The following is a 26,641-nucleotide window of genomic DNA, read 5'->3' as shown; positions in this document are numbered from 1 at the left end:
GGATCAGTCCTTGCCGGACGGTTCGCCGGACGGCTCGGCCGCCTCGCCGTCGCCGGACTTGGCGGCCACCGGCTCGAGCTCCCCGGCCGTCTCCTCCTCCGGCAGGGCGCCGGTCTGCTGGTACTCCAGGAACTGCTCCTCGGTGACCAGGCGATAGGCGATCGGCGGCTTGGGCTCGGCGGACTTGCCGGCGGCGGTCACGTCCACCTGCGAGACGTCACTGTCGGCGTCGGCGCCGGCGACCGGCGCGGCCGTGGTGTCCGGCGCCTCGATCGGCACCAGGTAACCGCGCGGGCCCTTCATCACGAAGAAGTAGATCGCCGCGCCCAGGAAGACGATGGCCGAGGTGTAGACGTTGAGCCGGATGCCGAAGAAGTGAGTCGCGGTGTCCTCACGGAGGATCTCGATCCAGAAGCGGCCGACCGTGTACGCCATCACGTACAGCGCGAACGCCCGGCCCCGGCCGAACTTGAACTTCCGGTCCAGCAGCCACACGAACCCGGCGACGCCCAGGTTCCAGACCAGCTCGTAGGCGAAGGCCGGGTGGTAGAGATCGGGACGCGTCACCGGCTCGCCGTCGATCATCACGGCGTGGCCGGGGTTCGACGGGTCCATCTCGTGCACCTCGAGGCCCCACGGCAGGGTGGTGACACTGCCGTACAGCTCGTTGTTGAACCAGTTGCCCAGCCGGCCGATCGCCTGCGCCACCGGAAGCCCCGGAGCCAGGGAGTCGGCCACGACGCTGAGCGGGATGCCGATCTGCCGGGCCGCGATCCATGCGCCGACCGCACCGCCGGCCACCGCGCCCCAGATGCCGAGGCCGCCCTCCCAGATGAAGAACGCCTTGACCGGGTCGCCATCGGAGCCGAAGTAGTCGGCCGGAGAGGTGATGACGTGATAGATCCGGGCGCCGATGATGCCGAACGGCACCGCCCAGACCACGATGTCGAGCGACACCCACGGCGCCGCCCCGCGATTGCGCAGCCGCTTCTCCAGGATGAGGGTCGCGGCGACCATGCCGAGGATGATGCAGAGGGCGTACGCGCGGATCGGGAACCCGAGCACATGCCACACCGACTCGGTGGGGCTGGGGATGGCGGCGATTATCACGGGTGCACACGCTACCGTCGCGCGGTCGATCTGTGATGCCCAGGGCACCGGCTGAATTCAACCGGCGCCCTCAGCGTCGTCACAGTCAGCGCGTGCGCACACCCTCGGCCAGTTCGGCGCTCAGGGCACGCAGGTTGCCCAGACCGGTGGCGCGGTCCTCGGCGTCCAGCACACAGCGGATCAGCGCGCTGCCGACGATCACACCGTCGGCGAACGCGGCCACCTCGGCGGCCTGTGGGCCGTTGCCGACACCCAGGCCCACGCCGACCGGCATCTGCGGGGCGACCGCCCGGATCCGCTGCACCAGCTCGGGGGCCTGCGACGACACGCTCTTGCGGGCGCCGGTGACACCCATCAAGGCGGTCGCGTAGACGAAGCCCCGGCAGTGCTCCAGGGTCATCGCGATCCGCTCGTCGGTGGAGCTCGGCGCCACCAGGAACGTCCGGTCGATCTTGTGCGCGTCGGAGGCGGCGATCCACTCGGCCGCCTCGTCCGGGATGAGGTCCGGCGTGATCAGCCCGGTCGCGCCGGCCGAGGCCAGGTCACGGGCGAACGCGTCGACACCGTACTTCTCGATCGGGTTCCAGTAGGTCATCAGCACGACCGTGGCACCCGCCGACGAGACCGCGTCGATGATCTTCAGCGTGTCCCTGGTCCGGACGCCGTTGGCCAGCGCGATGTCGCTCGCCTTCTGGATCACGGGGCCGTCCATCACCGGATCGGAGTACGGCAGCTCGACCTCGATCACGTCGCAGCCGGCCTCGTGCATCGCGATCATCTGCTCGATGCTGTGGTCGACCGTCGGGAAGCCGGCCGGCATGCAGCCGACCAGCACCGACCGGTTCTCCGCCTTCGCCTTGGCGAACGTCTCCGCGATGCTCACGTGTTCTCCCCCGGCACGACCGTCTCGACCTGGTCGAGGATGCCGAAGTAGGCGCCCGCGGTGTGCACGTCCTTGTCGCCGCGCCCGGACAGGTTGATCACGATCGTCGGCGTCCGGCCCAGCTCCTCGCGCAGGCGCGGGGCGATCTTCGCGACCCCGGCGAGAGCGTGCGAGCTCTCGATCGCCGGGATGATCCCCTCGGTCCGGCACAGCAGCTGGAACGCGGCCATCGCCTCGGCATCGGTCACCGGCTCGTAGACCGCCCGGCCGGTGTCGTGCAGCCAGGCATGCTCCGGGCCGACACCCGGATAGTCGAGCCCGGCCGAGATCGAGTGCGACTCGATCGTCTGACCGTCCTCGTCCTGCAGCAGATAGGTGCGGTTGCCGTGCAGCACCCCGACCGTGCCGCCGGTGATCGACGCCGCGTGCCGGCCGGTCTCCACGCCGTCGCCGCCGGCCTCGAAGCCGTACAGCCGCACACCCTCGTCGGGCACGAACGCGTGGAAGATGCCGATCGCGTTGGAACCGCCGCCCACGCACGCGGCCACCGCGTCCGGCAGGCGGCCGAGCTGCTCCAGGCACTGCGCCCGGGCCTCGACGCCGATGCCGCCGACGAAGTCGCGCACCAGCTCCGGGAACGGGTGCGGGCCGGCCGCGGTCCCCAGCAGGTAGTGGGTGGTCTCGACGGTGGAGACCCAGTCCCGCAGCGCCTCGTTCAGAGCGTCCTTGAGCGTACGGGACCCGTTCGTCACCGGGATCACGGTCGCGCCGAGCATCCGCATCCGGGCCACGTTGAGCGCCTGACGCTGGGTGTCGGTCTCGCCCATGTAGACGACGCACTCCAGGTCGAGCAGGGCGGCCGCGGTCGCGCTGGCCACGCCGTGCTGCCCGGCGCCCGTCTCGGCGATCACCCGGGGCTTGCCCATCCGCTTGGCGAGCAGTGCCTGGCCCAGCACGTTGCGCACCTTGTGGGCGCCGGTGTGGTTGAGATCCTCCCGCTTCAGCAGGATCTCCGCGCCCAGGGCCTCGGACAGCCGGTTCGCCCGGTAGAGCAGCGACGGCACGCCCGCGTAGTTGAGCAGCAGGCCCTCGAAGGTCTTCTGGAACTCCGGGTCCTGCTTCGCCGACCGGTACGCGGCGTCCAGCTCGTCGAGGGCCTTGATCAGCGCCTCGGGCACGAACCGGCCACCATACTTCCCGAAGTGCCCGGCGAAGTCCGGCAGAGCCGGGGCCGTCACCGGACCGGCCTCGGCGTCGCGGGGTGGTTGCCGGCGTTGACCAGCTCGGCCACCGCGTCACGCGGCGACTTCTGGGTCACCAGGCCCTCACCGACCAGCACGGCGTCGGCGCCGGCCGACGCATACCGGATCAGGTCGTGCGGGCCGCGCACACCGGACTCGGCGATCTTCACGACGCTCTGCGGGAGGCCGGGGGCGATCCGCTCGAAGACCGACCGGTCCACCTCGAGGGTGCGCAGGTCGCGGGCGTTGACGCCGATGACCTTCGCGTTCGCCTCGAGTGCCCGGTCCGCCTCCTCCTCGTTGTGCACCTCGACGAGGGCCGTCATGCCCAGCGACTCGATGCGCTCCAGGAGGCCGACCAGCACGTTCTGCTCGAGGGCCGCGACGATCAGCAGCACCAGGTCGGCGCCGTGGGCGCGCGCCTCGTGCACCTGATAGCTGGAGACCACGAAGTCCTTGCGCAGCACCGGGATCTTCACGGCGGCGCGAACCGCGGCGAGATCGTCCAGCGAGCCGCCGAACCACCGGCCCTCGGTGAGGACGCTGATGCACCGGGCGCCGCCCTGCGCATACTCCCCCGCCAGCTCGGCCGGGTCGGGGATGTCGGCGATCGCGCCCTTCGACGGCGATGCCCGCTTCACTTCGGCGATCACCGCCACGCCGGGCTTGCGCAACGCGGCGTACGCGTCGATCGCGGGCGGGGCCGCCGCTGCGAGCTCCCGCACCCGCTCGAGAGGCACCTGTGCCTGCCGCGCCGCCACGTCCTCGCGGACGCCGGCGAGGATCTCCTCGAGAACGTTCTGCTTTGCCGCTCCGCCAGCGGGTCCGCCGTCGCCCGCTTCCGCCTGATCGGATGTCACCTAATGACTCCCCTCTCCGGGTGTCTTCGGCCCGATGCTAAGAGGTGACACCGGGTGACGGGGGGCCGGGGGTATGGCGCGCCTCACGGAATGGACTGCGGCATAATGCCTGGCTGCCCGTCGCGGATGTCTCCTCGCTCACATCGCGCCAACGGTCATCTCGCCGTTGTGCAGGGGCACCTCCCCCGTTCGGTCGATGCCACTCGACGTTGACACGAGTGTCACCCGGCGGAAATAGGACTCCACCATCATGTGACTCGGGCAGACTTGTCCCGGCGTCCGGGTTCTTTCCCGCACGCCGCCTGCCGGCCGGACGATGATGCGGAGTCGACCTCATGGCCACTGAGTTACCCCAGCCGATGAATTTCGCCGTCATGTCCCGAGTCCTCGTCTCGGTCGCCGCCGAGGTCGCCACCGGCGTCCAGCGCGCCGTCGTCGGCTCGGACAACGTGCGGACCGCGCAGGAGAACGCGTGGGACGCCATCCAGGCCGACCGTGCCCGGGCCGCCGCACGGGTGGAGACCGCACGCGCGGTGGCCGCGATGCTCGCCGGCGCCCCGGCCCGGCGCCGTCGGGCCGAGCCGCTGACCGGCGCCCGCCGGTAACACACCGCTCAGCGCGCGGTCGGGTCCTCGCCACGGTCCAGGGCGTCCCACAGGTCCCGGCCCGCGGTGGGGCCGTCCGTCTCCACCACTACCGGGGCGGCCGGGCGCCGTTCGTACCGCTCGTACCGCGAGGACATCGCCGACCAGAGGTGACCGTGACGCGCGGCGAGCACGCCGGCGACCACCACCGCCGCGGCCCCGCCGACACAGGCGACCGGCCAGACCGTGCCGGCGGCGCCCGGGTCGGCACCAGCCCGGGCCAGGATCGCACCCACCGCCACGCCGGCCCCGGTCAGCGCCAGCAGCACTCCCAGCGCACGCCGGGCCACGCCGCGGGTGGCCAGCAGCGCCCCCGTCCCGGCGAGCGCGACGACCGCCAGGCCGATGAGCCACGGTTGCAGGTCCGCGCCGGTCTGCTCCGTCCGCAGATCCGACAATCCGGGCCGCTGTTCCACCTGGGCGGACCAGACGCGGGTCGCCGCGAAGAGCGCGAGCCCGCCCCCTGCCAGGCCGGAGACGACGGCTGCGGGATACGTCCTCATCGGGCGGCGCGCAGGGTCTCCGCCGAGGCGATCGCGGCGAGCACCGCCGCGGCCTTGTTGCGGGTCTCCTGCTCCTCGGCGGCCGGGTCGGAGTCCGCGACGATGCCGGCGCCCGCGCCGACGTACGCCACACCGTCCTTGAGCAGCGCGGTCCGGATGGCGATCGCCATGTCCATGTCGCCGGCGAAGCCGAAGTAGCCGACCGTGCCGCCGTAGAGGCCGCGCCGGGTCGGCTCGAGCTGCTCGATGATCTCCATGGCCCGCACCTTGGGCGCGCCGGAGAGCGTGCCCGCCGGGAACGTCGCGGCCAGGGCGTCGAAGGCGGTCCGGTCGTCACGGAGACGGCCGACCACGGTCGACACGATGTGCATGACGTGGCTGTACCGCTCGATCCGGGCGAACTCCGGCACCTCGACGCTGCCCGGCTCGCAGACCCGGCCCAGGTCGTTGCGGCCCAGGTCGACCAGCATCACGTGCTCGGACCGCTCCTTGGGGTCGGCGAGCAGCTCGGCGGCGAGCGCGGCGTCCTGCTCGGGGGTGGCGCCCCGCCAGCGGGTGCCGGCGATCGGGTGCAGCAGCGCGGTCCGGTTGGCGCTCACCTTGAGGTGCGCCTCCGGCGACGAGCCGACGATGTCGAAGTCGTCGAAGCGGAGCAGGTACATGTACGGGCTCGGGTTGGTGGCCCGCAGCACCCGGTAGACGTCGAGCGCGGCGGCGTCGGTGGGCCGCTCGAACCGCTGCGCCACCACGATCTGGAAGCACTCGCCGGCCCGGATCGCCTCCTTGGCCTCCTCGACCGCCTTCTGATACTCACCCGGAAGAGTGCGGCTGACCGGCTCACCGGCCGGGCGGCGGTCGACCGTGGAGACCATCGGCGGGGTGGGCCGGGACAGCGCGGTGGTCATCGCGTCGAGCCGGCCGACGGCCTGGTGGTACGCCGCACGGCGGGCCGCGTCGTCGGCGTCCGCGTCGAGCACCGCGTTGGCCACCAGCAGCGCCGAGCCCTCGTGGTGGTCGAGCACCACCAGGTCGGTGGCGAGCATCATGCCGAGCTCGGGCAGGCGCAGGTCGTCGGCGGCGGTCGACGGCAGCTTCTCGAAGCGGCGGACCAGGTCGTAGCCGAGGTAGCCGACGAGGCCGCCGGTGAGCGGGGGCAGGCTCTCGTCGAGGGCGCCGGTCAGCGCGGTCACCGTCTCGCGCAGGGCCACCACCGGGTCGCCGCCGAGCGGCACCCCGGTCGGGGGCGTGCCCAGCCACTCGGCCCGCCCGTCCCGCTCGGTCAGCGTGGCGACGCTGCGGACCCCGACGAACGAATACCGCGACCAGGCCAGACCCTGCTCCGCGGACTCGAGCAGGAAGGTGCCGGGGCCGCCGGCGAGCTTCGTGTACACCCCGATCGGGGTCTCGCCGTCGGCCAGCAGCTTGCGGGTGACCGGGACGACCCGCTTGCGCGCGGCGACGAATCCCGCCTCGTCGGGGAACGTGGCTCCGCTGGTCACTGGCCCTCCGCAAGCAGGTCGTCGGCGAAGCAGGTGTGTGTGCCGTTGTGGCAGGCGGCGCCGGTCTGCACCACGGTGACCAGCAGCGCGTCGCCGTCGCAGTCGAGGGAGACGCTGCGCACGTGCTGGTGGTGGCCGGAGGTCTCGCCCTTCACCCAGTACTCCCCGCGGCTGCGGGACCAGTAGGTGGCCCGGCCGCTGGTCAGGGTGCGGTGCAGGGCCTCGTCGTCCATCCAGCCGAGCATCAGGACGTCGCCGGTGCCGTGCTCCTGCACGATCGCCGCGACGAGGCCGTCGGGGGTGCGCTTGAGGCGGGCGGCGATGGCCGGATCCAGGGTGGTCTCTACATCGGGTACGGGCACGGATGCGATTCTCCCTCATCGCCGGTCACAGCCGTAACGACCCGCAGGGGGCCCACGATCCGGTAACCGGGGATGTGCTCGGCGATCCGGAGCGGTACCGTCGCCGGGAAGCGCGGTACGTGCCTGAATGCCCGGCGCCCGCCGCCCGGTGTGCCGCACGACTGAGAAGCGCGGATCCTCGGCATCCCGGCGGGCGCGGACCCGCAACGGGAGTGGTGAACCGAGATGGAGCCGACGTCCAGCCCCGACAACGCACTGCCCTCGCCCGGCCTGGCCCGCTTCTGGCAGGTCCGGCCGGAGCCGGAGCCGGTGGCCGACGAGCCGCTGGAGACCCCGGCCGATCTGCTGCACGGATCGCCGCTCGGCACCTTCCGCAGCCGGCCGATCCCACCGCTGGCCCCGATCGCCTCGGCCGCCCGCCATCCGAGTGGGGCGGCCGATCCGTTCGGCCTGAACCGGGCGGGCCGGGAAGGGCACCGTCATCTCCCGGAGTCCGGCCCGGCCGATCCGGAACGGCACGGCGATCCTGATCACTCAGTACCTCCGGAGGACGAGGTGGAACCGGTGCAGGACGTAAAGTCCGGTGCGCCGGAGAGCGGCTTCCATCTCGGCGGACGTGCCGGGCGGCTGCACTTCGGCGACGATCCGGAGCCCGCCGCCACGACCGCGGACGGCGGGGCTCAGATCGGTGACGAGCCGACCGACGTGGAGTCGGCCGGCGCCGCACCGGTGGACGAGCCCGTGGATCAGACTCCGCCGGACGCCGGCCAGGAGGCCGCCGAGGTGGCGGGACCCAGCGACGAGAACGGACGTGAGGACATGAACGGACGGGTAGGCGCGCCCGGTTACGCGCAGACCGGCGAGGCCACCCCGGACGCCTCGGGTGAGCCGGCCGAGGAGTCGGCGGGGCAGGCTCCGGCCGATCCGCCGCGCGCGGCCGCCGGCTGGGCCTCGGTGCCCGGCCTGACCCAGCCGATCCCGTCGATTCCGGGCACTCCGGTCTCGGGCGGTCCGGTGCAGGGTGCTCCGGTGTCGCCGGCGTACGCACCGAATCCGTACACGGTCGCGGATTTCACCCCTGATCACCCGGCGGGGACCCTGCAGCCGGTGTCCGGGCTGCCCGGCCCGGCGCCGGAACCGGCCGACCCGGCCGTGCCCGCCCCGGTCTCGCCCGCGCCGGAGGCTCCGGCCGTGGCGTCGGCCCCGGTGCAGATCCCGGCGTCGCGGACGCCACCGGACCTGACGATCGACCTCGGCGACACCGGCCTGTCGTCGTCCGCCGAGGGTGGGTACGGCTTCGCCCCGACCGGTTACAGCCTGGGCCGCCCGGCCGAGGCCTACGGTGTGGCGTCGGTCACTCCCGCCGCCCCGTCGGTGTCGACGGTCACGCCGCCGTCGGACTTCCTGACCTTCCCGCCGGCGCCGCCCGCCCGCCGGGCCCGTGAGGAGGCGGCCGAGGAGGCGCCCGTGCCGGCATCCCGCCGGTCGGCCAGCCTGGAGGACGCCGAGCCGATCCGCCGGTCCGGCCGTCGCGCGGCGCAGACCGAGGAGCCGCCCGCCGAGCAGGGTGGCGATGAGGCGCTGATCGGCCGCACCATCTGGGACGAGGACGCGGCCCGCCACTTCCGGGCGGCGTGGCACGAGGTGAAGGCGGAGTTCGTCGACGACCCGGTCACCGCGCTCACGCGGGCGCACGACCTGCTCACCGACGCGGTGAACGAGCTGACCGAGGTGCTGCTGGCGGAGCGGGACGAACTGGACCCGCTGCGCGGCACCGACACCCCGGACACCGAGAGCATGCGGATGGCGATGCGCGGCTACCGCGAGTTCCTGGATCGAATCCTGTCGCTCTAGAGGTGCGAAGATGTGAGCCCTGCCACCCGCGGCACCGGGTGGCAGGGCTCGAAGACGGGATCGGCGCGGCATGACGGCGGCAGAAGGTCGCCGCGCCGATCCCGCCTCGTCCTAGGTGGCGCTGTTGCAGCAGCGCCGGCAGAGGATCGGGTGCAGCAGGTGCGCCAGATCGTGCCGGTCGGTGACCGGGCGGGGGAAGGCGAGACGGGCGCTGCGGCCGCCCATCCGCACCAGGAAGCCGTAGCGGTCCATCCGCACGACCCTGGGCTCGTCGCCGGGGCGGGCCTCGGAGCCCAGCTGGCGGCGCACGTAGTCGCTCATCTCGCTCACGTGGTGGTCGGCGAGGTCGGCGATCAGGTCGAACTCGACAGCGCGCAGCGGGTCGGGGGTGGCCTCGGCGTAGTCGTCCGGGTCGATCTCGACGAGCTTCTCGTTGCGCTCCCAGCGGACCTCGGCGACCTCCATCCTGTAGAGGGCCTGGCTCTCGCCGATGTCGAGCAGGTCTCCGCAGGCGTCGGTGTCGGCGTAGTCGAGCGCGGCGGCCCGGGCGTCGTCGCCATCGAGTCTCGCCGCCCAGCCGGACACCCAGATGCGGCCCAGGGACGGCGAGGACGCCATCGGCGGCACGTCGCGGATGTCCAGAACGAGCGCGGTGTCGTCGTTGCCGTCCTGCGGGCGCAGTGCGCCGGCGAGAGTACCCTCGCTGGGCACGAGCAGCAGCACACGACCCTGGCCATCCGTGACGTGCCGGACCGGAGTGGGTCCGGGGCGGCAGGCGATGTGGGCGACGGCGGGCAGGTGACCGGCGGCGAGCGTGCGCGCGATCTCGGCGGGACTGGGTTGCATGACGAGCACCTCCGGGCACCGGTTAGGCTTACCTAAGTTAGGCAAGGCTAACCGTAACAGGAGATCGCAGTTGAACAACTCTCGACCCAAGGCGAAGCTCTCGCGGGCCCTCGGCATCCCTCTGACGCGTAAGTGCGTCAAGTACTTCGAGCGGCGTCCGTTCCCGCCGGGCGTGCACGGCCGTGGCCGGCGTAAGGCCTCCGACTACCAGGTCCGGCTGCTGGAGAAGCAGCGGCTGCGCCACCAGTACAACATCAGCGAGGTCCAGATGCGTGCGGCTTACGACGCCGCGCACAAGGCCGAGGGCAAGACCGGCGAGGCCATGGTCACGCTGCTCGAGCGCCGGCTGGACGCCACCGTGTTCCGGGCCGGTTTCACCCGGACCATCTACCAGGCCCGCCAGCTCGTCGTGCACGGTCACTTCACCGTGGACGGCAAGAAGGTGGACCGTCCCGGCTACAAGCTGAAGCCCGGCCAGGTCATCGAGGTCAAGGAGACCAGCCGGCAGAAGCCGCCGTTCCAGATCGCGGCGACCGGCACGCACATCGACGGGCCGACCGCGCCGTACCTGTCGACCGTCCTCGAGGACCTGCGCACCACGGTGATCCGTGTCCCGCAGCGCTCCGAGGTCCCGGTGCTCTGCGACGAGCAGCTGGTCGTCGAGTACTACGCCCGATAGGTCCACGGGCAGGCTCATGAATCGCTGAAATGGCGGGCCTCTCGCAGCGGTCGCGGTGACCGCGGCCGCTGCGGGCGACGCGCTCATCTCACCGGCCACGGCCGGTCAGAAGCTGGTCAGCGTGTCTGCTCCAACCAGCTGGCGTAGAGCTTGGCGTAGATCGACCCCGGCTCGGTGACGAGACGGGCGTGCGGGCCGCGTTGAACGACGCGGCCCGCATCCACCACGATCACCTCGTCCGCGGACTCCGCCGTGGACAGCCGGTGCGCGATCGCCACCGTGGTCCGGCCCCTGGTCACCAGGTCGAGCGCGTACTGCAACCGGACCTCGGTGGCCGGGTCGACCGCGCTGGTCGCCTCGTCGAGCACCAGCAGATCCGGGTCGGCGACGTACGCGCGTACCAGCGCCACCAACTGCCGCTCCCCCACGCTGAGCGACTCGCCCCGCTCGCCCACCGCGGTCGCAAGCCCCGCCGGCAGGCCGGCGAGCCAGTCACCGAGCCCCAGCTCGGTGAAGGCCGCCCGCAGTTGCCCGTCGGTGAGCGACGGCTCGGCGAAACGCACGTTCTCCGCGATCGTCGCGTCGAAGAGGAACCCGTCCTGCGGCACCATCACGACCCGCGACCGCAGCGACGAGAACCGCACCGTCGTCAGCGGCGTCCCGGACAGCAGGACGGTGCCCTCGGCCGGGTCCATCAGACGGGTGAGCAGCTTCGCGAACGTCGTCTTGCCGCTGCCCGTCTCCCCCACCACCGCATACTTGCGGCGCGCGTCGAGCGTCAGGTCGACCTCGGAGAGCACGATCGGCCCGCCCGGATAGCGGAACGACACGTCGTCGAAGCGCACCGACAGCGGGCCGGGCGGCAGCTCCACACCCTCGTCGTCGGGGTCGGCGACATCCGGGTCGACGTCCAGCACGTCGAGGATGCGCCGCCAGCCGGCCACCGCGTTCTGCGCCTCGTTGAGCTGCTCGGTGGCGATCTGCACGGGCTGGATGAAGAGCGTCACCAGGAATAGGAACGCGGTGAGCCGGCCCACCGTGAGGTCGCCGTCCACCCCGAGCAGGACACCGACGACCACCACACCGGACAGTGCCAGGCCGGCGCTGATCTCGCCGCTGGAGAAGCTCATCACGCTGGTACGCATCGCCCGCTGCTGTGCGATCCGCAGGTCGTCGACGGCCGTGTCCAGGCGGTGGGAGGTCCGGCCGGACACCCCGAACGCGCGGATCACCGTGGCGCCGACCACCGACTCGGCCACCGTGCCGAGCATCACACCGCTGCGTTCGCGGACCGCGCGGTAGGCGCCCGCCAGCCGCCTCTGGAAATGCCGGATGACCCCGATCGCCGGCCCGAAGGAGAGCAGCACCACGATCGTGAGCTGCCACGAGTAGACGAACATCACCACCGTGGAGACGATCAGCTGACCACCCGCCAGCAGCAGTTGGATGCCGCCGGTCTGCAGGAACTGGGAGATCTGGTCCACGTCGCCGGTCACCCGCGACACCATCGACCCGCGTCGCTCGGACTGCTGGTGCAGCATCGACAGATCGTGGATGTGCCGGAAGGTCCGCGACCGCAGGCCGCTCAGCGCGGTCTCGCTGACCGTGAACAGCCGCCGGGTCATCAGATAGCCGCAGAGCGTCGAGATCATCAGGGCGGCCAGGGTCAGCGCCACCACGACGAGCACGGCGGCCGGGTCCGGGCCGGACGGGCCGTTGATGCCGTGGTCGATGCCCTGCTGCACGGCGATCGGCACGGCCACCCGCCCGGACATCTGCAGGATCGCCAGGCCGATCGTCCCGGCCATCCCGGTCCGCAGCTCCGGCGAGAGCGACAGCCCCCGCCGGATGGTGTCGAAAGTCCCCACCTCGCTCATTTGTCGGCCTTCTCGTACGCGGTGACCAGATCCCGGTAACCGGGTTGGGAGTCCATCAGCTCGGTGTGCGTGCCGGTCGCCACCACCCGCCCCCGGTGCAGGTAGACGACCTGATCGGCGAGCGCGATGCTGGCCCGCCGGTACGCCACCACCAGCAGCGACGTACCCGACTCGCGCAGCGCGCCGAGGATCGCCGCCTCCACCCGGGGGTCCACGGCGCTGGTGGCGTCGTCGAGCACGAGCAGCCGCGGGCGGCCGGCCAGCGCACGGGCCAGGGTGAGCCGCTGTCGCTGCCCGCCGGAGAGCGACGTGCCCCGCTCGCCGACCTCGGTGTCCAGTCCGTCCGGCAGCGCGCCGATGAAGGCGTCCGCCTGGGCCAGGCGGAGCGCGGCGCGTACCGCGTCGTCGTCGATGCCCGGCCGGTCCAGCGCGACGTTGCCCCGGACGGTGTCGTCGAAGACGAACGGGATCTGCGGGACCAGGCCGGTCGCCGCGGCCAGCGCGGGCGCCGACAGATCGGGCAGTTTCACCCCGTCGAGTGACACGCTGCCGGACCCCGGGTCGACCAGGCGCATGGCGAGCGCGGCGATCGTCGACTTGCCGGAGCCGGTCGCGCCGACCAGCGCCACCGTCTTTCCGGCCGGAACGGCGAAGGTCACGTCGGAGAGCACCGGCGGGCCGTCGGCGTAGCGGTAGTCGACCCGGTCGAACCGCAGCTCGGCCGGGCCCGTGCCGGGCAGGTCACCCTCCCCGTAGGTCAGATCGCCCTCGGCCGCGAGCACCGCCTGCACCCGCTCCCAGCCGGCGACACTGCGTGGCAGCTCGCCGACCACCCAGCCGATCGCCCGGACCGGGAACGCCAGCACGGTGAACAGGAACGCGACACTGATCACCTCGGTCACGGTGATCGCGCCGGACTGCAGCCGCCACGTGCCGATCAGCAGCACGGCCAGGGTGCCGACACTGGGCAGGCTCTCCATCAGCGGGTCGAAGACGCCGCGCAGCCGGCCCACCGAGATCAGCGCGTCACGCAGCTCGCTGACGAACACCCCGAACCGGCGCGACTCGTCGGCCTCCCGGCCCATCGTCTTGACCACGAGCGCGCCGTCGAAGCTCTCGTGCGCCACCGCGGCGACCTTGGCCCGCATCCGCTGGGCGTGGATCTGCCGCGGCGCCATTCGTCGCGAGTAGAAGAAGTTGAGCGCGAACAGCACCGGGAAAAGCGCGACCCCGACCAGGGCGAGCACCCAGTCGGTGAGGAACAGCGCCACGAGCGCCCCGGCGATCATCACGATCGTGCCGACCGCGAACGGCAGCGGCGCGATCGGCGCGAACGCGGCCTCCACGTCCGAGCCGGCGTTGGAGAGCAGGGTGCCGGTGGCGTGCCGCTGATGCCACTCCGGCGGCAGCGACAGGTAGCGGCGGGTCACCGCACGGCGGTACCGCGCCTGCAGCCGGAACTGCATGAACCCGGCACCCAGCCGACGCGCCCAGATGCTCGCCACCCGCAGCACGCTGAGCCCCAGCAGGACCGCGACGGTCAGCGCGAGGCCACCGGTGCCCACCCGCCGCTCCGCGAAGGCCGGCACCACCACCCGGCCGATCACGGCACCGACGATGTACGAGTTCGCAATGATCAGAAAGCCGAAGAAACTGCTGCCGATCGCACTGATCGTGAAGAGACGTGGCTCCGTCCGGATCGCCCGGCCCAGCACCCGCAGCCCCCGCACCAGCACGTCATCGCCGGTCCCGCTGGTCACATTCCTACCTGACTGGTAAGCATTCGTCGGCACGTCCGACCTTACCGGTCCATCCTTGCCCACTGCGCACCCGTTTACATTGTGGCCACGATTACACCGGCGCCCCACAGGCGGCCGGAAAACCAGGCAGCGCTCAACGAACAAGTCCCGATAAGCTCCCCGCCGCATGATCATCAATGAAGGGAAATACATGCGGCGTACGCTGCTCCCGGCCGTGCTCGCGCTCTCCGCCCTGACCGGTTGCGCCACCGAGTCGCCGCCCGCGGTACCGGCTCCGGCCACGGCGTCCACCAGCCCCGTCGTGTCCGCCCCGTCCCCGTCCGCCTCGGCGACCGGCCCGGTGGTGGCCCTCGGTGACTACGACCCGGCCCGCAAGGCCGGGGACGACATCACGAAGGCACTCGCCGCCGCGAAGAAGTCCGGCCGCAACGTGCTCGTCGACTTCGGTGCCGACTGGTGCCTGGACTGCCGTGTGCTCACCCGGATCGCCGAGGATCCGGCGGTGAATGCCCAGCTCGCCGAGGGCTTCGAGGTGGTCAGCGTCGACGTCGGCGAGTTCGACCGCAACCTGGACGTGGCCGAGCGCTGGGGTGTCGACCTGACCATGAGCGGCATCCCGGCGCTGGTCGTGCTGACGCCGGCCGGCAAGGTGCGGGTGGCCACCAACGACGGCTCGTTCGCCGGAGCCCGTTCGATGACGCCGGCCGACGTGAGCGCCTTCCTCACCGAGTGGGCCCCGGCGGCGAAGTGAAGAGGCTCGCCGCGTTCGCCGCCGTCCTGGCGCTGAGCGCCTGTTCCGGCTCACCGGCGCCGGACATGACCGGCAGATACGAGGCCGGCGGCGTCACCGTGACCCTCGCCGTGCGGGCCGGGGCGCTGACCGCCACCTTCACCCCGCCCGAGGGCTTCCACCTGTACAGCATGGATCTCCCCGAGGGCGGGGTGGACGGCATCGGCTTCCCCACGGTGGCGCGGCCCGGCGGGGCGCTGACCGCCACCGGGCCGGCCACCGCCGACCGCACGGTGACCGAGTTGCGCCCGGCCGGCCTGGACTTGATGGTGCCGGTCTACCCGGACGGGCCGGTCACCCTGACCGTTCCGGTGCGCGCCGGCGACGGCGATCGCTGGGAGGTTACCGTCGGATATGCCGCATGCAGCGCGAACTCGTGTCTCGCGCCGGTTGCCGGGGAGACGGTCGTCCTGCATAACATCGACTGATGACCAACTACGCCCGCAGTGAGCGGGAGCAGCTCGCCGACCTGCTGACCAGCACCGGACCGGACGCTCCGACGCTCTGCGAGGGGTGGACCACCCGGGATCTGGCGGCGCACCTCGTGGTCCGGGAGCGGCGGCCCGACTCCGCGCTCGGGATCCTGGTCAAGCCGCTCGCCGGGCTCGGGGAGCGGATCCGGCTGGCGCGGGCCGCGCTGCCGTACCCGGAGTTGATCGGTCAGCTGCGCCGGCCGCCGGTCTGGAGCCCGATCAGCAATCCGCTGGTCGATCCGCTGGCGAACACCATGGAGATGTTCATCCATCACGAGGACGTGCGCCGCGGCGCCGGCGGGTGGCAGCCACGGGCTCTGGACCGGGGCCTGGAGACCACGCTCCACCGCAATCTCAAGCTGATCATCCGCGGCTCGCTGCGGCGGCTCGGGATCGGCGCGGACGTCGAGGCGACCGGGTTCCCGCCGATCCGGGTGGGTGGCGAGCCGCGGGTGCGGATCACCGGCGACGTGGGCGAGCTGGCGGTCTTCTTCTTCGGCCGGCAGCGCGCCGCCCGGGTCGCCATCGAGGGCGGCCCCGAGCTGGCCGAGCGTCTGCGCACCGCCCGCCTCGGCGTCTGATTGGCCCATCCGATCACACCGGAATTGGCTCGAACGTCACGCCAATCCGCCCGTAGGTTCGTGCCATGAACGCTCGCACCGACCTGTCCGTCACCCAGGGCGCCGCGCTGTCCGTCGGCGCCGTCCTGGGCACCGGGCTGATCTCCCTGCCCGCGCTGGCCGCCGACGCGGCCGGCCCGGCGTCGCTGGTGGCCTGGCTCGCCCTGATCGTCCTCTCCGCCCCGCTGGCCTGGACGTTCGCGGCCCTGGGAGCACGCTATCCGGACGCCGGCGGGGTCTCCACCTATGCGGGGATGGCGTTCGGCCCGAGGGTCGCGGCGGCGGTCGGCTGGACGTTCTACTTCGCGGTCCCGCTCGGCGCGCCGGTGGCGGTGGCGTTCACCGGCGGGTACGTCTCCGATGTGCTGGGTGGCGGCCGGGCCACCGAGCTCGCCACGTTCCTGGTGATCGTCGGTACGGCGTACCTCATGAATCTGTTCGGTCTTCGCATTTCCGGCCGGGTCCAGGTGGTGCTCTCGATCTCGCTGGCGACGATGCTGGTGGTGACCGTGCTGGCCGCCCTGCCACACCTGAACTGGGATCATCTGACCCCGTTCGCGCCGCACGGCTGGTCCGGGATCGGCGCCGCGGCCGCCCTGCTGGTCTGGGGTTTCGCCGGCTGGGAGGCGCTGTCGTCGCTGTCCGCGGAGTACCGGAATCCGCGCCGTGACGTGCCCCGGGCCACCCTGATCGCGGTCGCCGTCGTCGGTGTGCTCTACCTGGCCGTGGCGGCGGTGAGCGTGCTCGCACTGGGCCCGTCGCTGGCCGGCAGCCGGGCGCCGCTGGCCGATCTGCTCGCCATCGGGCTGGGCGGCCCGGTACGGGCGCTGACCGCGGTGATCGCGGTGGTCCTGACGCTGGGCGCGGTGAACGCCTACTTCGCCGGGTCGAGCCGGCTCGGGGTGGCGCTGGCGAAGGAGGGCGCGCTGCCGGCCCGGGTGTTCGGCGCCCAGAGGCGTTCGCTGACCTTCATCTTCCTGGCCGGCATCGCGTGTGTGCTGCTGCCGTTCGACCTGCACACGGCCGCGCTGCTGACCACCGGCTGTTTCACCCTGGTCTACGTGATCGGCACGGCGGCGGCGCTGCGGCTGCTCACCGGGGTGTGGCCGCGGCTGGTGGCCGGGACCGCGTTCGTGGCGGTGGTGGGACTGCTCTGGCTGAACGGGCTGCCGGCGCTGCTGAGCCTGGTGATCGCCGGGGGTTCGCTGGTCTATCAGGCGATCAGCCGGCCCAGGAGGTCCAGGCCCTCCTCGATCAGCGCCGGATCGACCGCGCCGAACCCGACGACCAGCCCGGCTTGCTTGGCGCCGTCCGGCGCGGCCGAGTAGGCGGCCAGTTCCTCCAGGGCGAGCCCGTGCCGCCGGGCCGCCGCGAGGATCGCCGCGCTGCTGCGGTACGGGGGCCGCAGCAGCGCGGCGACGTGCAGTCCCGCGGCGGTCGGGATGACGTCGAGCGCCGGGATCCGGGCCAGTCCCGCCGTGACCCGCGCATGCCGGTCCTGGTAGGCGCGCCCGGCCCGCCGCACGTGCCGGGCGAACAGCCCCTCGTCGATGAACCGGGCCAGCGCCGCCTGCACAGCCGTCTGCCCGTGGCCGTCGCCGACCTGCCGCGCGGCCACCACGGCGGGCCGCAGACCGGGTGGGACCAGCACGAACCCGGTACGCATCGCGGGCATCATGCTCTTGGAGAAGGTGCCCACGTAGAGCACCCGGCCACCCCGGTCGAGCGTGCAGAGCGGCTCCAACGGCCGCGCCGAGAAGCGGAACTCACTGTCGTAGTCGTCCTCGACGATCGCCACCGACCGGGACCCGGCCCACTCCAGCAGTTCCCGGCGCCGGGCGGGGCTCATCACCCGGCCCAGCGGGAACTGGTGCGACGGGGTCACGTAGACCAGCCGGGCCCGGTCCGGCAGCGCCGACACGACCAGGCCCTCGGCGTCCACGGGCACGCCGGTCACGCGTACGCCCAGGGAGGTGAACAGGCGCCGGGCCGGTGGGTATCCGGGCTCCTCGACGGCGGCCACGTCACCGGGGCGCAGCAGCACCCGGGCGATCAGGTCGAGGGCGTGCTGGGCGCCGTTGGTGATGACGACGTCCTCGGCGGTGGCGTGGACCGACCGGGCGTACCCCAGGTAGCGGGCGATCGCCTCGCGCAGCGCCGGGTGGCCGGACGGCTCGGCGTACGTGCCCGGCCCGTTGGCGCCCAGCCGCAGCTCGGCGGCGACCAGGCGGCGCCACGTGTCGAACGGGAACAGCCGGGCGTCCGGGATCCCGGTCCGGAAGTCGTGACGCGGCGGCGGAGCCTCGCCGCTGACCGGCAGTGGGGTGAGCGTCCAGCCGGGGTGCGGGCGCAGCGGGCCCGCGATGGCACGCCGGGCCGCCGTGGGCCGGGGCGCGCCCGCGGTCACGAACGTGCCGGCGCCGACCCGCGCGGTCAGGAACCCTTCGGCCGTCAGCCGCTCGTAGGCGCCGGCCACGCTGCCCCGGGACACACCCAGGTCGGCGGCGAGCGCCCGGGTCGACGGCAGCCGGTGCCCGGCCGGGGCCCGCCCGTCCAGGATGGCGGCCCGCAGCGCCCGGTAGACCGCGACGGTCCGGCCCGCGCCACCGGATGCCGGGCCGAGGGTCAGCTCCACCGGGTGGCGAGTCCGGCCCGGTCGATGAAGGCGCCCGCGCCGACCGGGGCGGTGCACGCGTACGCCCCGGCGATCACCCCCTGGCCGAGACAGACGCCGTCGTCGGCCCCGGCCACCCAGGCGCTGAGGAACGCGGCCGCGAACGCGTCACCGGCCCCGTTGGTGTCGACGACCGGCGCGCCCGGGTCGGCCGCGTCCCGGTGCACGACCCCGTCCCTGGTGTGCAGGTCGGCGCCCTCGCCGCCGTGGGTGACCACGACCCTGGACGCCACGCCGTCGGCGAGGATGCGGGAGGCGGCGCCGTCGGCGAGCTGGACGCCGCTGACGAAGACCAGGTCGGCGCCGAGCGCGAAGTCGAGGTGGTGCGGATTGTCGCCGTCCCAGTCGTGCAGGTCGGTGGAGATCGTCACCCCGGCCGCCCGCAGCTCGGGGATCAGGTGCCGGGCCCAGTCCATGATCGTCACGTGGACGTGCCGGACCCCGGCGGGCAACGGCCGGTAGTAGTCCTCGGGAAGCCGGTATCCGGGCACGTCGCGCCCGTCGTACAGGGAGAGCCGCCGTCCGTCCGGGCTCATCAGGTTGACCGCGCGGCGGGTGCCGGCCGGGGCGGGCGCGGCTCGCAGGCCGATCCCCCATCGGGAGAACGCCGCTCTCACCCGCCCGCCCAGCTCGTCGTCACCGACCGTGTCGATCACCGAGACCTGCTCACCGAGCGCATGCAAGGCCAGCGCCACACAGGTGCCGGTGTGCGACACGTGATCCTCGATCGGACCCTGCGGGCGGGCCGAGTCGGCGCCCAGCACGGGCAGATCCGCCACCGGGACCACCGTGTCGACGCCCGTGCCGCCGACCACGAGAAAAGTCATGCCGGACAACGTAGTGCCACCCCGACTAGGATGGGCATGATCCCGGCTCTAGCCGTGATGCCGCCCGCGCATTACTCTGCGGTAACACTGACGTTACGTACCCCCCGTGAATGGTTGAAGGCGGCGCTCGAATGGCTCTCGAGGTTCCCTACCGGTCCATCCCGGACATGCTCTTCCAGCGCGTGGCCAAGACTCCGGATGCGCAGGCCCTGGCGGGGCCCAACGCGGACGACAGCGGCCCGGCCTGGCTGACCTGGCGGCAGGTCGGCGAGCGCACCCGGGCGATCGGCGCCGGGCTGCGCGAGCTGGGCATCGGCCTGGAGGACCGGGTGGCGATCCTGTCCAACACGCGGCTCGAGTGGATCCTGGTCGACCTGGGCATCAACGTGGCCGGCGCGGCCGCCACGACGGTCTACCCGACGACCGAGCCGGAGGACACGGCGTTCATCGTGTCCGACTCCGGGTCGAAGATCCTGATCGCGGAGAATGCGAAGCAGGCCCTGAAGATCTCCGGCGCGGCCACCGCCGTGACGAAGGTGGTGCTGATCGACGGCCCCGCCGACGCCGGCGCCACGCCGCCGCAGATCACCCTGGCCGAGCTGGAGCAGCTCGGCGCCCAGGCGCTGACCCGCGAGCCGGGCCTGATCGACGACGTGGTGGCCCAGCTCGGGCCGGACAATGTCGCGACCCTCATCTACACCTCCGGCACCACCGGCCGCCCCAAGGGCGTCGAGCTGCTGCACAAGGGCTGGACCTGGGAGGGCGTGGCGCAGGAGTCCCTCGGCCTGTTCTCGCCGACCGACCTGCACTACCTGTGGCTGCCGATGTCGCACGCGTTCGGCAAGACGCTGCTCTGCGGCATCCTGCACGTGGGTGTGCCGACCTACGTCGACGGCCGGGTCGACAAGCTGATCGACCTGCTCGCGGTGATCAAGCCGACGCTGATGTGCGCCCCGCCGCGCATCTACGAGAAGGTCTACAACAAGACCGTCACCAGCGGCCTCTCCGGCACCGGCCTGAAGCCGAAGATCTTCACCTGGGCGGTCGCCACCGGCAAGAAGCGGGTCGCGTTCCAGCAGGCCGGCAAGCCGGTCCCGGCGGGTCTCGCGATCCAGTACTCGATCGCCGAGAAGCTGGTCTTCTCCAAGCTGCAGGCCAAGCTCGGCGGCAACATCAAGGTGCTGGTCAGCGGTTCGGCGGCGCTCAGCCGGGACATCTCCGAGTTCTTCGCCGCGGCGAACCTGCCGATCCTCGAGGGCTACGGCATGACCGAGGCCTGCGCGGCCAACTTCGTCAACCGCAACGGCAAGCTGCGGATCGGCACGGTCGGCCAGCCGCTCGGCGACCTCGAGGTCCGCATCGACAGCGACGGCGAGGTGCTGATGCGCGGCGCCCCGATCATGCGCGGCTACCACAACCTGCCGGAGGCCACCGCCGAGGCGTTCACCGAGGACGGCTTCCTGCGGACCGGCGACATCGGCGAGCTCGACGCCGACGGCTATCTGAAGATCACCGACCGCAAGAAGGACCTGGTCAAGACCTCGGGCGGCAAGTTCATCGCCCCGTCGGCGATCGAGGGCGCGTTCAAGGCGGTCTGCCCGTACACCTCGCAGGCGGTCGTCGTCGGCCAGAACCGCAACTTCGTCACCATGCTGATCGCCCTCGACGAGGACGCGATCAGCACGTGGGCGGCGTCCGGTCCGCTGGCCGGCAAGAGCTACGCCGAGATCGTCGCCGCGCCCGAGACGCACGCGCTGGTCGAGGGCTACATCGCCGAGCTCAACGCCAAGCTGAACCGCTGGGAGACGATCAAGAAGTTCGCGATCCTCCCGCGCGACCTCAGCATCGAGGCGGGCGAGGTCACCCCGTCCATGAAGATCAAGCGCCGCAGCGTCGAGACGAACTTCGCCTCCCAGATCGACACCATGTATGCGGGCAGCCTCGCCCAGATCTGACACCCGTTCCACTCCAGGCCGGCGGTCCCCTCACGGTCCGCCGGCCTTTTCCCATCCCTCTTCCGGTACGGCGTTGGCCCTCCTTCGCCGAACCACGCCTCCCCACCCACACCGCGACGCGGGCCTCCCCTCCCGGCCGCAAGGCGTCACACGGGCGTGGCTTCCCTCCCGGGTGTCCGGAGCCTGATCGAAGAGGGACGGCGCCTGGCCGATCTGCTCAGTGGTCGCCGGTCACCTGGTAGGACAGGGTCCCGCTGTAGGTGCCGGCCGTCTGTAGATAGTCGATCCTGATCCGGTTGGTGATCTGCACGGTGTCTCCGGTGACCACGGTCGGCCTGGTGCTGGTGACCGCGGTCTCGCCGCCGGTGGTGTATCCCGCGTAGCTGCCGGCCGTCGCGTTGTAGGAGCCCTGACCGGTCACCGTGGCCGTGTAACCGATCCGGTTCACGCCGAACGAGACGCTCGCGACCGCACTCGCCAGGTTGGCGGAGACCGGGGCGAGGGTCCCGTTGACGCCGGTCAGCGCCGTGCCGGACACCGTGAGCGCGTAGCCGTTCGTCGCGTTGACATTGACAGTGAGCGTGGTGACCACTGTGGTGTCGGGCTGCAGCAGCGGGTCGACGTAGATCTTCGTGGCGACTGGGGAGGTGACCGCCGCCGCAGGACGGGGCACCGGCAGGACAGGCGCGGCAAGGGAGAAGTAGACCCCGCCGCTCGTGGACACGTCGACGGCCGCCCCGCCCGACGTCAGTGTGGTGATCGTGCTGTACTGCAACCCGCCGGAGCCGGTGTTGGTGAAGCCGGCGATCGAAAGATGCATGTGCCGTCCGGCGGGCACGGTGACTGTGGCGGCCAGCGTGTAGGTGACCACGCCGCCGCTCAGCGACACCGTGCCGGTGGTCGGCAGGTTGACGGCATCGACCAGGTAGACGCTCGTGGTGGCGGACACCGGCACGGTCAGGGTGATGCTCTTGATCGCGGTGGCCGACCGGGAGACGAATTCCCAGCCGTAGACCACCCGGGTGGCGCTGAGGCCGGCGTCCGACACCCAGAACCAGGCGGCCGACGTCTGAAGGCTGATCTGCCGGATCCGGAGTTCACCGGAGGAGGCGATGTGCAGGTTGCCGGAGGAGTCGAAGGCCAGCCGGGCCGGGGTGTGCAGGCGGGTGGAGGTGCTGGCGCCGGCGAGACCGTCACCGGCATACGAGTAGCTGCCCTGCCGCCCGGCGACGAGGTGGATGACGCCGTGCTTGTCGACCCGGCGCACCACCTGCGAGCCGGTTCCCGAGTTGGTGCCGGCGCCGTCGGCGATGTACAGGTCCCCGTTGGTACCGAGGGCCAGGCCGGCCGGCATGTCCATGGTGGCGGCGGTGGCGAGGCCGCCCTCGCCGTTGCCGCCGGCGGTGCCGTACACGCCGGCGACGCGGATGATGATCCCGCTCCGGACGCGGCGGACCACCTTGTTGCCGCTGTCGGCGATGTAGACGTCACCGCCGCTGTCGACGACGACGTCCCGGGGCGCGTTCAGCAACGCCGCGGTGGCCGCGCCGTGGTCACCGGCAGCGCCGGCGGTACCGGTTCCCGCGACGACACTGATGGTGGCGCCACTGATCCGGAGGACCCGGTTGTTGCCGCTGTCGGCGAAATAGACGTCCCCGTTGGCGACGACGGCGATCCCGTACGGCTTGTTGATCTGGGTGGTGGTAGCGGTGCCGGTCCAGGTCGAGCCGGCGGTGCCGGTACCGGCGATCGTGCTGATGACGCCGCCGGGTGTCACCTTGCGGATCCGGTTCAGCCCGAAGTCGGCGATGTACAGGTTGCCGCTGCCGTCCACCGCCACATCCTGTGGTTTCCGCACTTGGGCACTGGCCGCCGCGGCGCCGTCACCGACCGCGCCGGAGGCCAGTCCGGTGCCGGCGACGGTGCTGATCACTCCGCCGGGTGTCACCTTGCGGATCCGGTTGTTGTCGGTGTCGGCGATGTACATCGTGTCGGAGCTGTCGAAGTCCGCCCCGCCGGGGTGGTAGAGCTGCGCTGCGGTGGCGGCGCCTCCGTCGCCGCTGTAGGTCGCCCATCGGTTCCCGGCGATGGTGGAGATGTTGCCGCCGACGGTGAACCGCCGGATGCCCCAGGTCGGGACGGACTGGGTGCCGCCCTGGGAGAGGTAGAGGGTGCCGGTCGCCGCGTCGCGGACCACGTCGTTCGGGTATTCGATGGTCGCCGCCGTGGCGGCGGCACCGTCACCGGCGATCCCGGCCGTGCCGGTCCCGGCGATCGTGGTGATGGTGCCACCGATGGTGAACCGCCGGATCCGGTTGCTTCCCGCCTCGGCGAGGTAGACGGTGTTGGTCGTCGTGTCCACCGTCATGCCGCGCGGGCATTCGAGCCCGCTGGCGGTCGCGGCGACGCCGTCGCCGAACGTGCTGGTGCCGTTACCTGCGATCAGGGTCCGGGCGGTGCCGGCCGCGTTGTACCGGTAGATCGCTCCGTCGAGGCCGCTGTTGCAGTCGCTGACCAGCACGTTCCCGGTACTGTCGAAGGCGATGTTGGTGGGCTCGGTGAGCGCGAACCCGGTGCCGAAGGTAACGCCCGCACCGCCCGGGGTGATCTTCACGATCCGGGCGTTGCCGGTGTCGGCCACGAAGACGTTGTCGGAGCCGTCGAGCCCCACGCCCTGTGGGTTGTTGAGAACAGTGGTCGCGCCGGTGCCGTAGAACGTGCTCATCTCGCCGGTGGTGTCGACCTTCCGGATCCGGTGGTTGCTCATCGCGGCGATGAACATGTTCCCGGCCGAGTCGAAGGCGAGATCCCACGGCGCATTGATGCCTGCGGCGGTGGCCGGGCCCCCGTCGCCCTGGCCGTTGGCGGCGCCCATGCCGGCCACCACCGAGAGGGTCCCGGTGGTCAGGTCGACCCGGCGGATCACGTGGTCCTGCTGGTCGGCCATGTACAGGCTGGTGCCGCGCAGCACCATGCCACGCGGCCCGATCCCGACCGTGAGCGCGTTGCCCGAGTTGGTGTTGCCGGTGCTGCCGGCGGAGGTGGTCAGGTCGCCGGCGGCAGCCAGCGCCGGTGCGGCCGGCACGCCGAACAGTCCCGCCACCATGGTGAGCAGGATGGTCAGCGCGACGCCACGCCGGTTCAGCCGGCGCATGCCGCGTCGTTTCGCCGGGTCCGGGTCCGGCGGTGCTGCGGCTTCGGCCTGGCCATCAGCTCGCGCCGTGCCATCTCCCGGCGGCGGCGATACCAGTACCAGTACGCGCTGAGCAGCACCGCGGTGACGGCGAGCAGGATCAGGGTGAGCCACGGGATGATCAGGACGGCCCTACCGTCGTCCTCGGCCATGTAGGCGAGGCCGTTGCTGCCGCCGTACAGGATCTGCGCCTTGGGCCGGGCGATGAGAAAGAGTCCGTGCACTTCGTAGGCGTATTCGAGGGTGCGGCTGGTGGCGGTGGGGAAGAGCTGGACGTCGTCGGACCCCCGGTAGACGCCGACGTTGTCGTCCGTGAGCCGGGAGTCGACCCGGACCTGGCCGCGGCCGAGTGCCGCCGAGGGGCCGGTGTTTCTCACCAGGTAGGAGCTGGTCATTCTCGATCCGAGGTGGATCATGCCGGTCGGGGCGATCTCGACCTCCATCCGCCGTTCGCGGGGACCGGGCAGCTCGACCTGTAGGAGAGCGCCGATCTGGTGATAGACGCGGATGCCGGTTCCGGTGGCCTGAGCCTCGACCACGAAGCCCAGCAGGTAGATGTCAGGCAGGAGCCCGGACGGCACGGTGAGGCTGACCGGCACACGCTGAAAGGTGTGTGCCGCCAGCTTCAGCGAGGACGGATACTCAGCCGCCGCGGACCAGGCCGGGTCCGGCTGTTCGCTGTACTCGATCTGGCCGTCGTCCCGCGGCAGCACTCCGGCGGACCGGATTTGGGCGACGAGCTCGTGGCCGCTGTTGTTGGCAACGGTGAGGTGCGTCCGGATCCGGCCCTGTGCATCCGGGAGCAGGCGCTCGGACGAAGTGCTCACCGCGAAGTCGGCGGTGCCCGACGACGACGGGGAGAACATCGGCGCGGCCGACGCGGCCGACGGCCCGGAACCGAGCACGGCGAGTACCGTGACCAGGACCGAGGTCAGAGCGGCTGTCAGCTTTCGCACCGGTGTGCCTCCTCGTTGTCGGACGTCAGTAGGTGGGTGTCACGGAGTAGGTGATGCTCGCGGTGTACGTGTCGGCCTTCTGCAGGAAGTCGATGTAGGCCTGGTTGCGAAGGGTGATGGTGTCGCTGTTGGTCGGCACGCCGGAGAAGAATGCGGTGCCCCACATGCCGGCGGTATAGCCGGCGTATCCGGTGCTCATCTGACTGCCCGCGGTACCGTTGCCGGTGCTGCTCTGGACCTTGTAACCGAAGGTGTTCACCGGCGGTGAGGCGACGGTGCCGCCCACTGATCCGGCGACGGCCGGCAGCGTCACGGCGGGGTTGTTGACACCGCGCGGCTGGTGGTCGATCTGGGTCCGCAGGGTGTAACCGCTCGCCGCGTTCGTCTTCACGGTGAGTTGGACGTCCTTGTGCTGACTGTCCTGACCGGGGATCGCCGCGTCCATGAGCAGGTCGAATCCGGTGGTGTTACTGGCGAACGCGGTGGACCGGGCGATCACCACGGTGACCGCGGTGGACGTGTCGTTGATCGCGACGGCGTTGCTCGCGGCAGTGTCGACCGCGGCGTGGCCGGCGAGCTCGGTGGTGACGGTGCTGGTGTACGCGTTTCCGGGCGTGGTCGGGTTGGTGAACCCGTCGATGGAGATCAGGATCGGTGTGCCGGCCGCGATCGATGCCGGTGTGGTCACCTGGAAGGTCACCACTCCGGCGCCGAAGGTCGCGGTGCCGATGCCTACGCCGTAGTAGTCCTGCACGGTGAGCACGCCGGGGACCGCGGTGGTGGCCGGCACCGTCATCGTGACGTAGTTGATCGTTGAGGGGCCGCTCGCGGTGGTGAACGACCAGGTGTACCGAACGTTGGTGGTGCCCGGTTGCGGCTGTGACACCGACCAGCCGACGCTGGTCAGAGCGGCCGCGTGCGCCGGTGCGGCCAGCGTGAGCACAACGGCGGCCACCACGGCGGTGACCGCCGCCAGGCGGCGCTGGGTGCGGAGTGACATGGTGCCTCCTGGGGGATGGACTCCCTACCCATCGG

At 71.7% G+C, this 26,641-nt stretch carries 23 protein-coding genes; 8 read left to right on the top strand and 15 right to left on the bottom strand.

The annotated features are described in order from the left end of the window. Positions 1–3: 3 nt before the first annotated feature. From lgt to trpC, 4 genes are all read right to left on the bottom strand, one after another. A complete protein-coding gene (lgt, locus tag ACQPZW_RS08470) occupies positions 4–1,110 on the bottom strand; it encodes a prolipoprotein diacylglyceryl transferase (protein WP_433794269.1) in 1,107 nt (368 codons plus the stop codon). 85 nt (positions 1,111–1,195) lie between these two features. Continuing rightward, the gene (trpA, locus tag ACQPZW_RS08465; protein WP_433794268.1) at positions 1,196–1,993 is read right to left on the bottom strand and encodes a tryptophan synthase subunit alpha; all 798 of its coding nucleotides are present in this window, start codon (positions 1,991–1,993) and stop codon (positions 1,196–1,198) included. Next, positions 1,990–3,231 carry a tryptophan synthase subunit beta gene (gene trpB / locus ACQPZW_RS08460; RefSeq protein ID WP_433794267.1) on the bottom strand — a complete coding sequence of 414 codons (1,242 nt, stop codon included), beginning with the start codon at positions 3,229–3,231 and terminating at the stop codon, positions 1,990–1,992. The genes trpA and trpB overlap by 4 nt, the downstream gene beginning before the upstream one ends. Further along, positions 3,228–4,019, bottom strand: coding sequence for an indole-3-glycerol phosphate synthase TrpC (gene trpC / locus ACQPZW_RS08455; protein ID WP_239143398.1), 792 nt, complete (start codon positions 4,017–4,019; stop codon positions 3,228–3,230). The genes trpB and trpC overlap by 4 nt, the downstream gene beginning before the upstream one ends. 449 nt (positions 4,020–4,468) lie before the next feature. Between trpC and ACQPZW_RS08450 the strand changes: the two genes are divergently transcribed. Continuing rightward, complete coding sequence (locus ACQPZW_RS08450; protein ID WP_433794266.1) at positions 4,469–4,699, top strand: hypothetical protein; 231 nt, start codon at positions 4,469–4,471, stop codon at positions 4,697–4,699. Between the two features lie 8 nt (positions 4,700–4,707). Here ACQPZW_RS08450 and ACQPZW_RS08445 read toward each other — a convergent pair whose 3' ends face one another. From ACQPZW_RS08445 to hisI, 3 genes are read right to left on the bottom strand one after another with little or no spacing between them, the layout of a single operon-like run. Then, entirely contained in the window at positions 4,708–5,241 is a 534-nt protein-coding gene (locus tag ACQPZW_RS08445; protein WP_433794265.1) for a Trp biosynthesis-associated membrane protein, read from the bottom strand. Then, complete coding sequence (locus tag ACQPZW_RS08440; protein ID WP_433794264.1) at positions 5,238–6,740, bottom strand: anthranilate synthase component I; 1,503 nt, start codon at positions 6,738–6,740, stop codon at positions 5,238–5,240. The genes ACQPZW_RS08445 and ACQPZW_RS08440 overlap by 4 nt, the downstream gene beginning before the upstream one ends. Continuing rightward, positions 6,737–7,102 carry a phosphoribosyl-AMP cyclohydrolase gene (gene hisI, locus ACQPZW_RS08435; protein ID WP_433794263.1) on the bottom strand — a complete coding sequence of 122 codons (366 nt, stop codon included), beginning with the start codon at positions 7,100–7,102 and terminating at the stop codon, positions 6,737–6,739. Before hisI ends, ACQPZW_RS08440 begins: the two co-directional genes overlap by 4 nt. Before the next feature lie 225 nt (positions 7,103–7,327). Here hisI and ACQPZW_RS08430 point away from each other — a divergent pair, with 225 nt between their 5' ends. Further along, positions 7,328–8,956 (top strand): hypothetical protein, encoded by a 1,629-nt coding sequence (locus ACQPZW_RS08430; protein WP_433794262.1) that lies wholly within the window; start codon positions 7,328–7,330, stop codon positions 8,954–8,956. A gap of 111 nt (positions 8,957–9,067) precedes the next feature. On the opposite strand, the gene ACQPZW_RS08425 is transcribed toward ACQPZW_RS08430, so the two are convergent. After that, entirely contained in the window at positions 9,068–9,802 is a 735-nt protein-coding gene (locus ACQPZW_RS08425) for a DUF2470 domain-containing protein (protein ID WP_433794261.1), read from the bottom strand. Positions 9,803–9,872: 70 nt separating this feature from the next. Between ACQPZW_RS08425 and rpsD the strand changes: the two genes are divergently transcribed. Next, positions 9,873–10,481, top strand: a complete 609-nt coding sequence (gene rpsD / locus ACQPZW_RS08420) for a 30S ribosomal protein S4 (protein ID WP_433794260.1) — start codon at positions 9,873–9,875, stop codon at positions 10,479–10,481. Positions 10,482–10,597: 116 nt separating this feature from the next. On the opposite strand, the gene ACQPZW_RS08415 is transcribed toward rpsD, so the two are convergent. Then, positions 10,598–12,358 carry an ABC transporter ATP-binding protein gene (locus ACQPZW_RS08415; RefSeq protein WP_433794259.1) on the bottom strand — a complete coding sequence of 587 codons (1,761 nt, stop codon included), beginning with the start codon at positions 12,356–12,358 and terminating at the stop codon, positions 10,598–10,600. Further along, positions 12,355–14,118 carry an ABC transporter ATP-binding protein gene (locus ACQPZW_RS08410; RefSeq protein ID WP_433794258.1) on the bottom strand — a complete coding sequence of 588 codons (1,764 nt, stop codon included), beginning with the start codon at positions 14,116–14,118 and terminating at the stop codon, positions 12,355–12,357. Before ACQPZW_RS08410 ends, ACQPZW_RS08415 begins: the two co-directional genes overlap by 4 nt. A gap of 166 nt (positions 14,119–14,284) precedes the next feature. Between ACQPZW_RS08410 and ACQPZW_RS08405 the strand changes: the two genes are divergently transcribed. The 4 genes from ACQPZW_RS08405 to ACQPZW_RS08390 all read left to right on the top strand — a co-directional run bounded on the left by ACQPZW_RS08405 (position 14,285) and on the right by ACQPZW_RS08390 (position 17,329). Continuing rightward, positions 14,285–14,869 carry a thioredoxin family protein gene (locus ACQPZW_RS08405; protein WP_433794257.1) on the top strand — a complete coding sequence of 195 codons (585 nt, stop codon included), beginning with the start codon at positions 14,285–14,287 and terminating at the stop codon, positions 14,867–14,869. Then, entirely contained in the window at positions 14,866–15,336 is a 471-nt protein-coding gene (locus ACQPZW_RS08400) for a hypothetical protein (protein WP_433794256.1), read from the top strand. Before ACQPZW_RS08405 ends, ACQPZW_RS08400 begins: the two co-directional genes overlap by 4 nt. Continuing rightward, entirely contained in the window at positions 15,336–15,962 is a 627-nt protein-coding gene (locus tag ACQPZW_RS08395) for a TIGR03085 family metal-binding protein (protein WP_433794254.1), read from the top strand. Before ACQPZW_RS08400 ends, ACQPZW_RS08395 begins: the two co-directional genes overlap by 1 nt. Positions 15,963–16,027: 65 nt before the next feature. Then, the gene (locus tag ACQPZW_RS08390) at positions 16,028–17,329 is read left to right on the top strand and encodes an APC family permease (RefSeq protein ID WP_433794253.1); all 1,302 of its coding nucleotides are present in this window, start codon (positions 16,028–16,030) and stop codon (positions 17,327–17,329) included. Here the strand turns inward: ACQPZW_RS08390 and ACQPZW_RS08385 are convergent. Then, positions 17,215–18,636 carry a PLP-dependent aminotransferase family protein gene (locus ACQPZW_RS08385; RefSeq protein WP_433794252.1) on the bottom strand — a complete coding sequence of 474 codons (1,422 nt, stop codon included), beginning with the start codon at positions 18,634–18,636 and terminating at the stop codon, positions 17,215–17,217. The genes ACQPZW_RS08390 and ACQPZW_RS08385 overlap by 115 nt on opposite strands. Then, positions 18,627–19,502: a carbohydrate kinase family protein gene (locus ACQPZW_RS08380; RefSeq protein ID WP_433794251.1), complete on the bottom strand. Its 876-nt coding sequence runs from the start codon at positions 19,500–19,502 to the stop codon at positions 18,627–18,629. Before ACQPZW_RS08380 ends, ACQPZW_RS08385 begins: the two co-directional genes overlap by 10 nt. A gap of 131 nt (positions 19,503–19,633) precedes the next feature. Here ACQPZW_RS08380 and ACQPZW_RS08375 point away from each other — a divergent pair, with 131 nt between their 5' ends. Further along, complete coding sequence (locus tag ACQPZW_RS08375) at positions 19,634–21,457, top strand: AMP-dependent synthetase/ligase (protein ID WP_433794250.1); 1,824 nt, start codon at positions 19,634–19,636, stop codon at positions 21,455–21,457. Between the two features lie 217 nt (positions 21,458–21,674). On the opposite strand, the gene ACQPZW_RS08370 is transcribed toward ACQPZW_RS08375, so the two are convergent. From ACQPZW_RS08370 to ACQPZW_RS08360, 3 genes are read right to left on the bottom strand one after another with little or no spacing between them, the layout of a single operon-like run. Continuing rightward, the gene (locus tag ACQPZW_RS08370; protein ID WP_433794249.1) at positions 21,675–24,611 is read right to left on the bottom strand and encodes a hypothetical protein; all 2,937 of its coding nucleotides are present in this window, start codon (positions 24,609–24,611) and stop codon (positions 21,675–21,677) included. Beyond that, complete coding sequence (locus ACQPZW_RS08365) at positions 24,599–25,606, bottom strand: COG1470 family protein (protein ID WP_433794248.1); 1,008 nt, start codon at positions 25,604–25,606, stop codon at positions 24,599–24,601. Before ACQPZW_RS08365 ends, ACQPZW_RS08370 begins: the two co-directional genes overlap by 13 nt. Positions 25,607–25,631: 25 nt before the next feature. Continuing rightward, on the bottom strand, positions 25,632–26,606 hold the full coding sequence (locus tag ACQPZW_RS08360) for a hypothetical protein (protein WP_433794247.1): 975 nt from the start codon (positions 26,604–26,606) through the stop codon (positions 25,632–25,634). Between the last annotated feature and the right edge of the window lie 35 nt (positions 26,607–26,641).

The sequence above is a fragment of the Actinoplanes sp. CA-252034 genome (assembly GCF_050956125.1).
Classification (GTDB): domain Bacteria; phylum Actinomycetota; class Actinomycetes; order Mycobacteriales; family Micromonosporaceae; genus Actinoplanes.
The sequence above is the reverse complement of the archived record's forward strand: the minus strand, read 5'-3'. Positions and strand labels throughout refer to the sequence as shown.

What these genes read in the sequence shown, in the direction of transcription:
- ACQPZW_RS08450 (WP_433794266.1), top strand. Translation starts at nt 4,469, where the DNA reads ATGTCCCGAGTCCTCGTCTCGGTCGCCGCCGAGGTCGCCACCGGCGTC.
- ACQPZW_RS08445 (WP_433794265.1), bottom strand. Translation starts at nt 5,241, where the DNA reads ATGAGGACGTATCCCGCAGCCGTCGTCTCCGGCCTGGCAGGGGGCGGG.
- ACQPZW_RS08430 (WP_433794262.1), top strand. Translation starts at nt 7,328, where the DNA reads ATGGAGCCGACGTCCAGCCCCGACAACGCACTGCCCTCGCCCGGCCTG.
- ACQPZW_RS08425 (WP_433794261.1), bottom strand. Translation starts at nt 9,802, where the DNA reads ATGCAACCCAGTCCCGCCGAGATCGCGCGCACGCTCGCCGCCGGTCAC.
- ACQPZW_RS08415 (WP_433794259.1), bottom strand. Translation starts at nt 12,358, where the DNA reads ATGAGCGAGGTGGGGACTTTCGACACCATCCGGCGGGGGCTGTCGCTC.
- ACQPZW_RS08405 (WP_433794257.1), top strand. Translation starts at nt 14,285, where the DNA reads ATGATCATCAATGAAGGGAAATACATGCGGCGTACGCTGCTCCCGGCC.
- ACQPZW_RS08395 (WP_433794254.1), top strand. Translation starts at nt 15,336, where the DNA reads ATGACCAACTACGCCCGCAGTGAGCGGGAGCAGCTCGCCGACCTGCTG.
- ACQPZW_RS08390 (WP_433794253.1), top strand. Translation starts at nt 16,028, where the DNA reads ATGAACGCTCGCACCGACCTGTCCGTCACCCAGGGCGCCGCGCTGTCC.
- ACQPZW_RS08380 (WP_433794251.1), bottom strand. Translation starts at nt 19,502, where the DNA reads ATGACTTTTCTCGTGGTCGGCGGCACGGGCGTCGACACGGTGGTCCCG.
- ACQPZW_RS08375 (WP_433794250.1), top strand. Translation starts at nt 19,634, where the DNA reads ATGGCTCTCGAGGTTCCCTACCGGTCCATCCCGGACATGCTCTTCCAG.
- ACQPZW_RS08370 (WP_433794249.1), bottom strand. Translation starts at nt 24,611, where the DNA reads ATGCGCCGGCTGAACCGGCGTGGCGTCGCGCTGACCATCCTGCTCACC.
- ACQPZW_RS08360 (WP_433794247.1), bottom strand. Translation starts at nt 26,606, where the DNA reads ATGTCACTCCGCACCCAGCGCCGCCTGGCGGCGGTCACCGCCGTGGTG.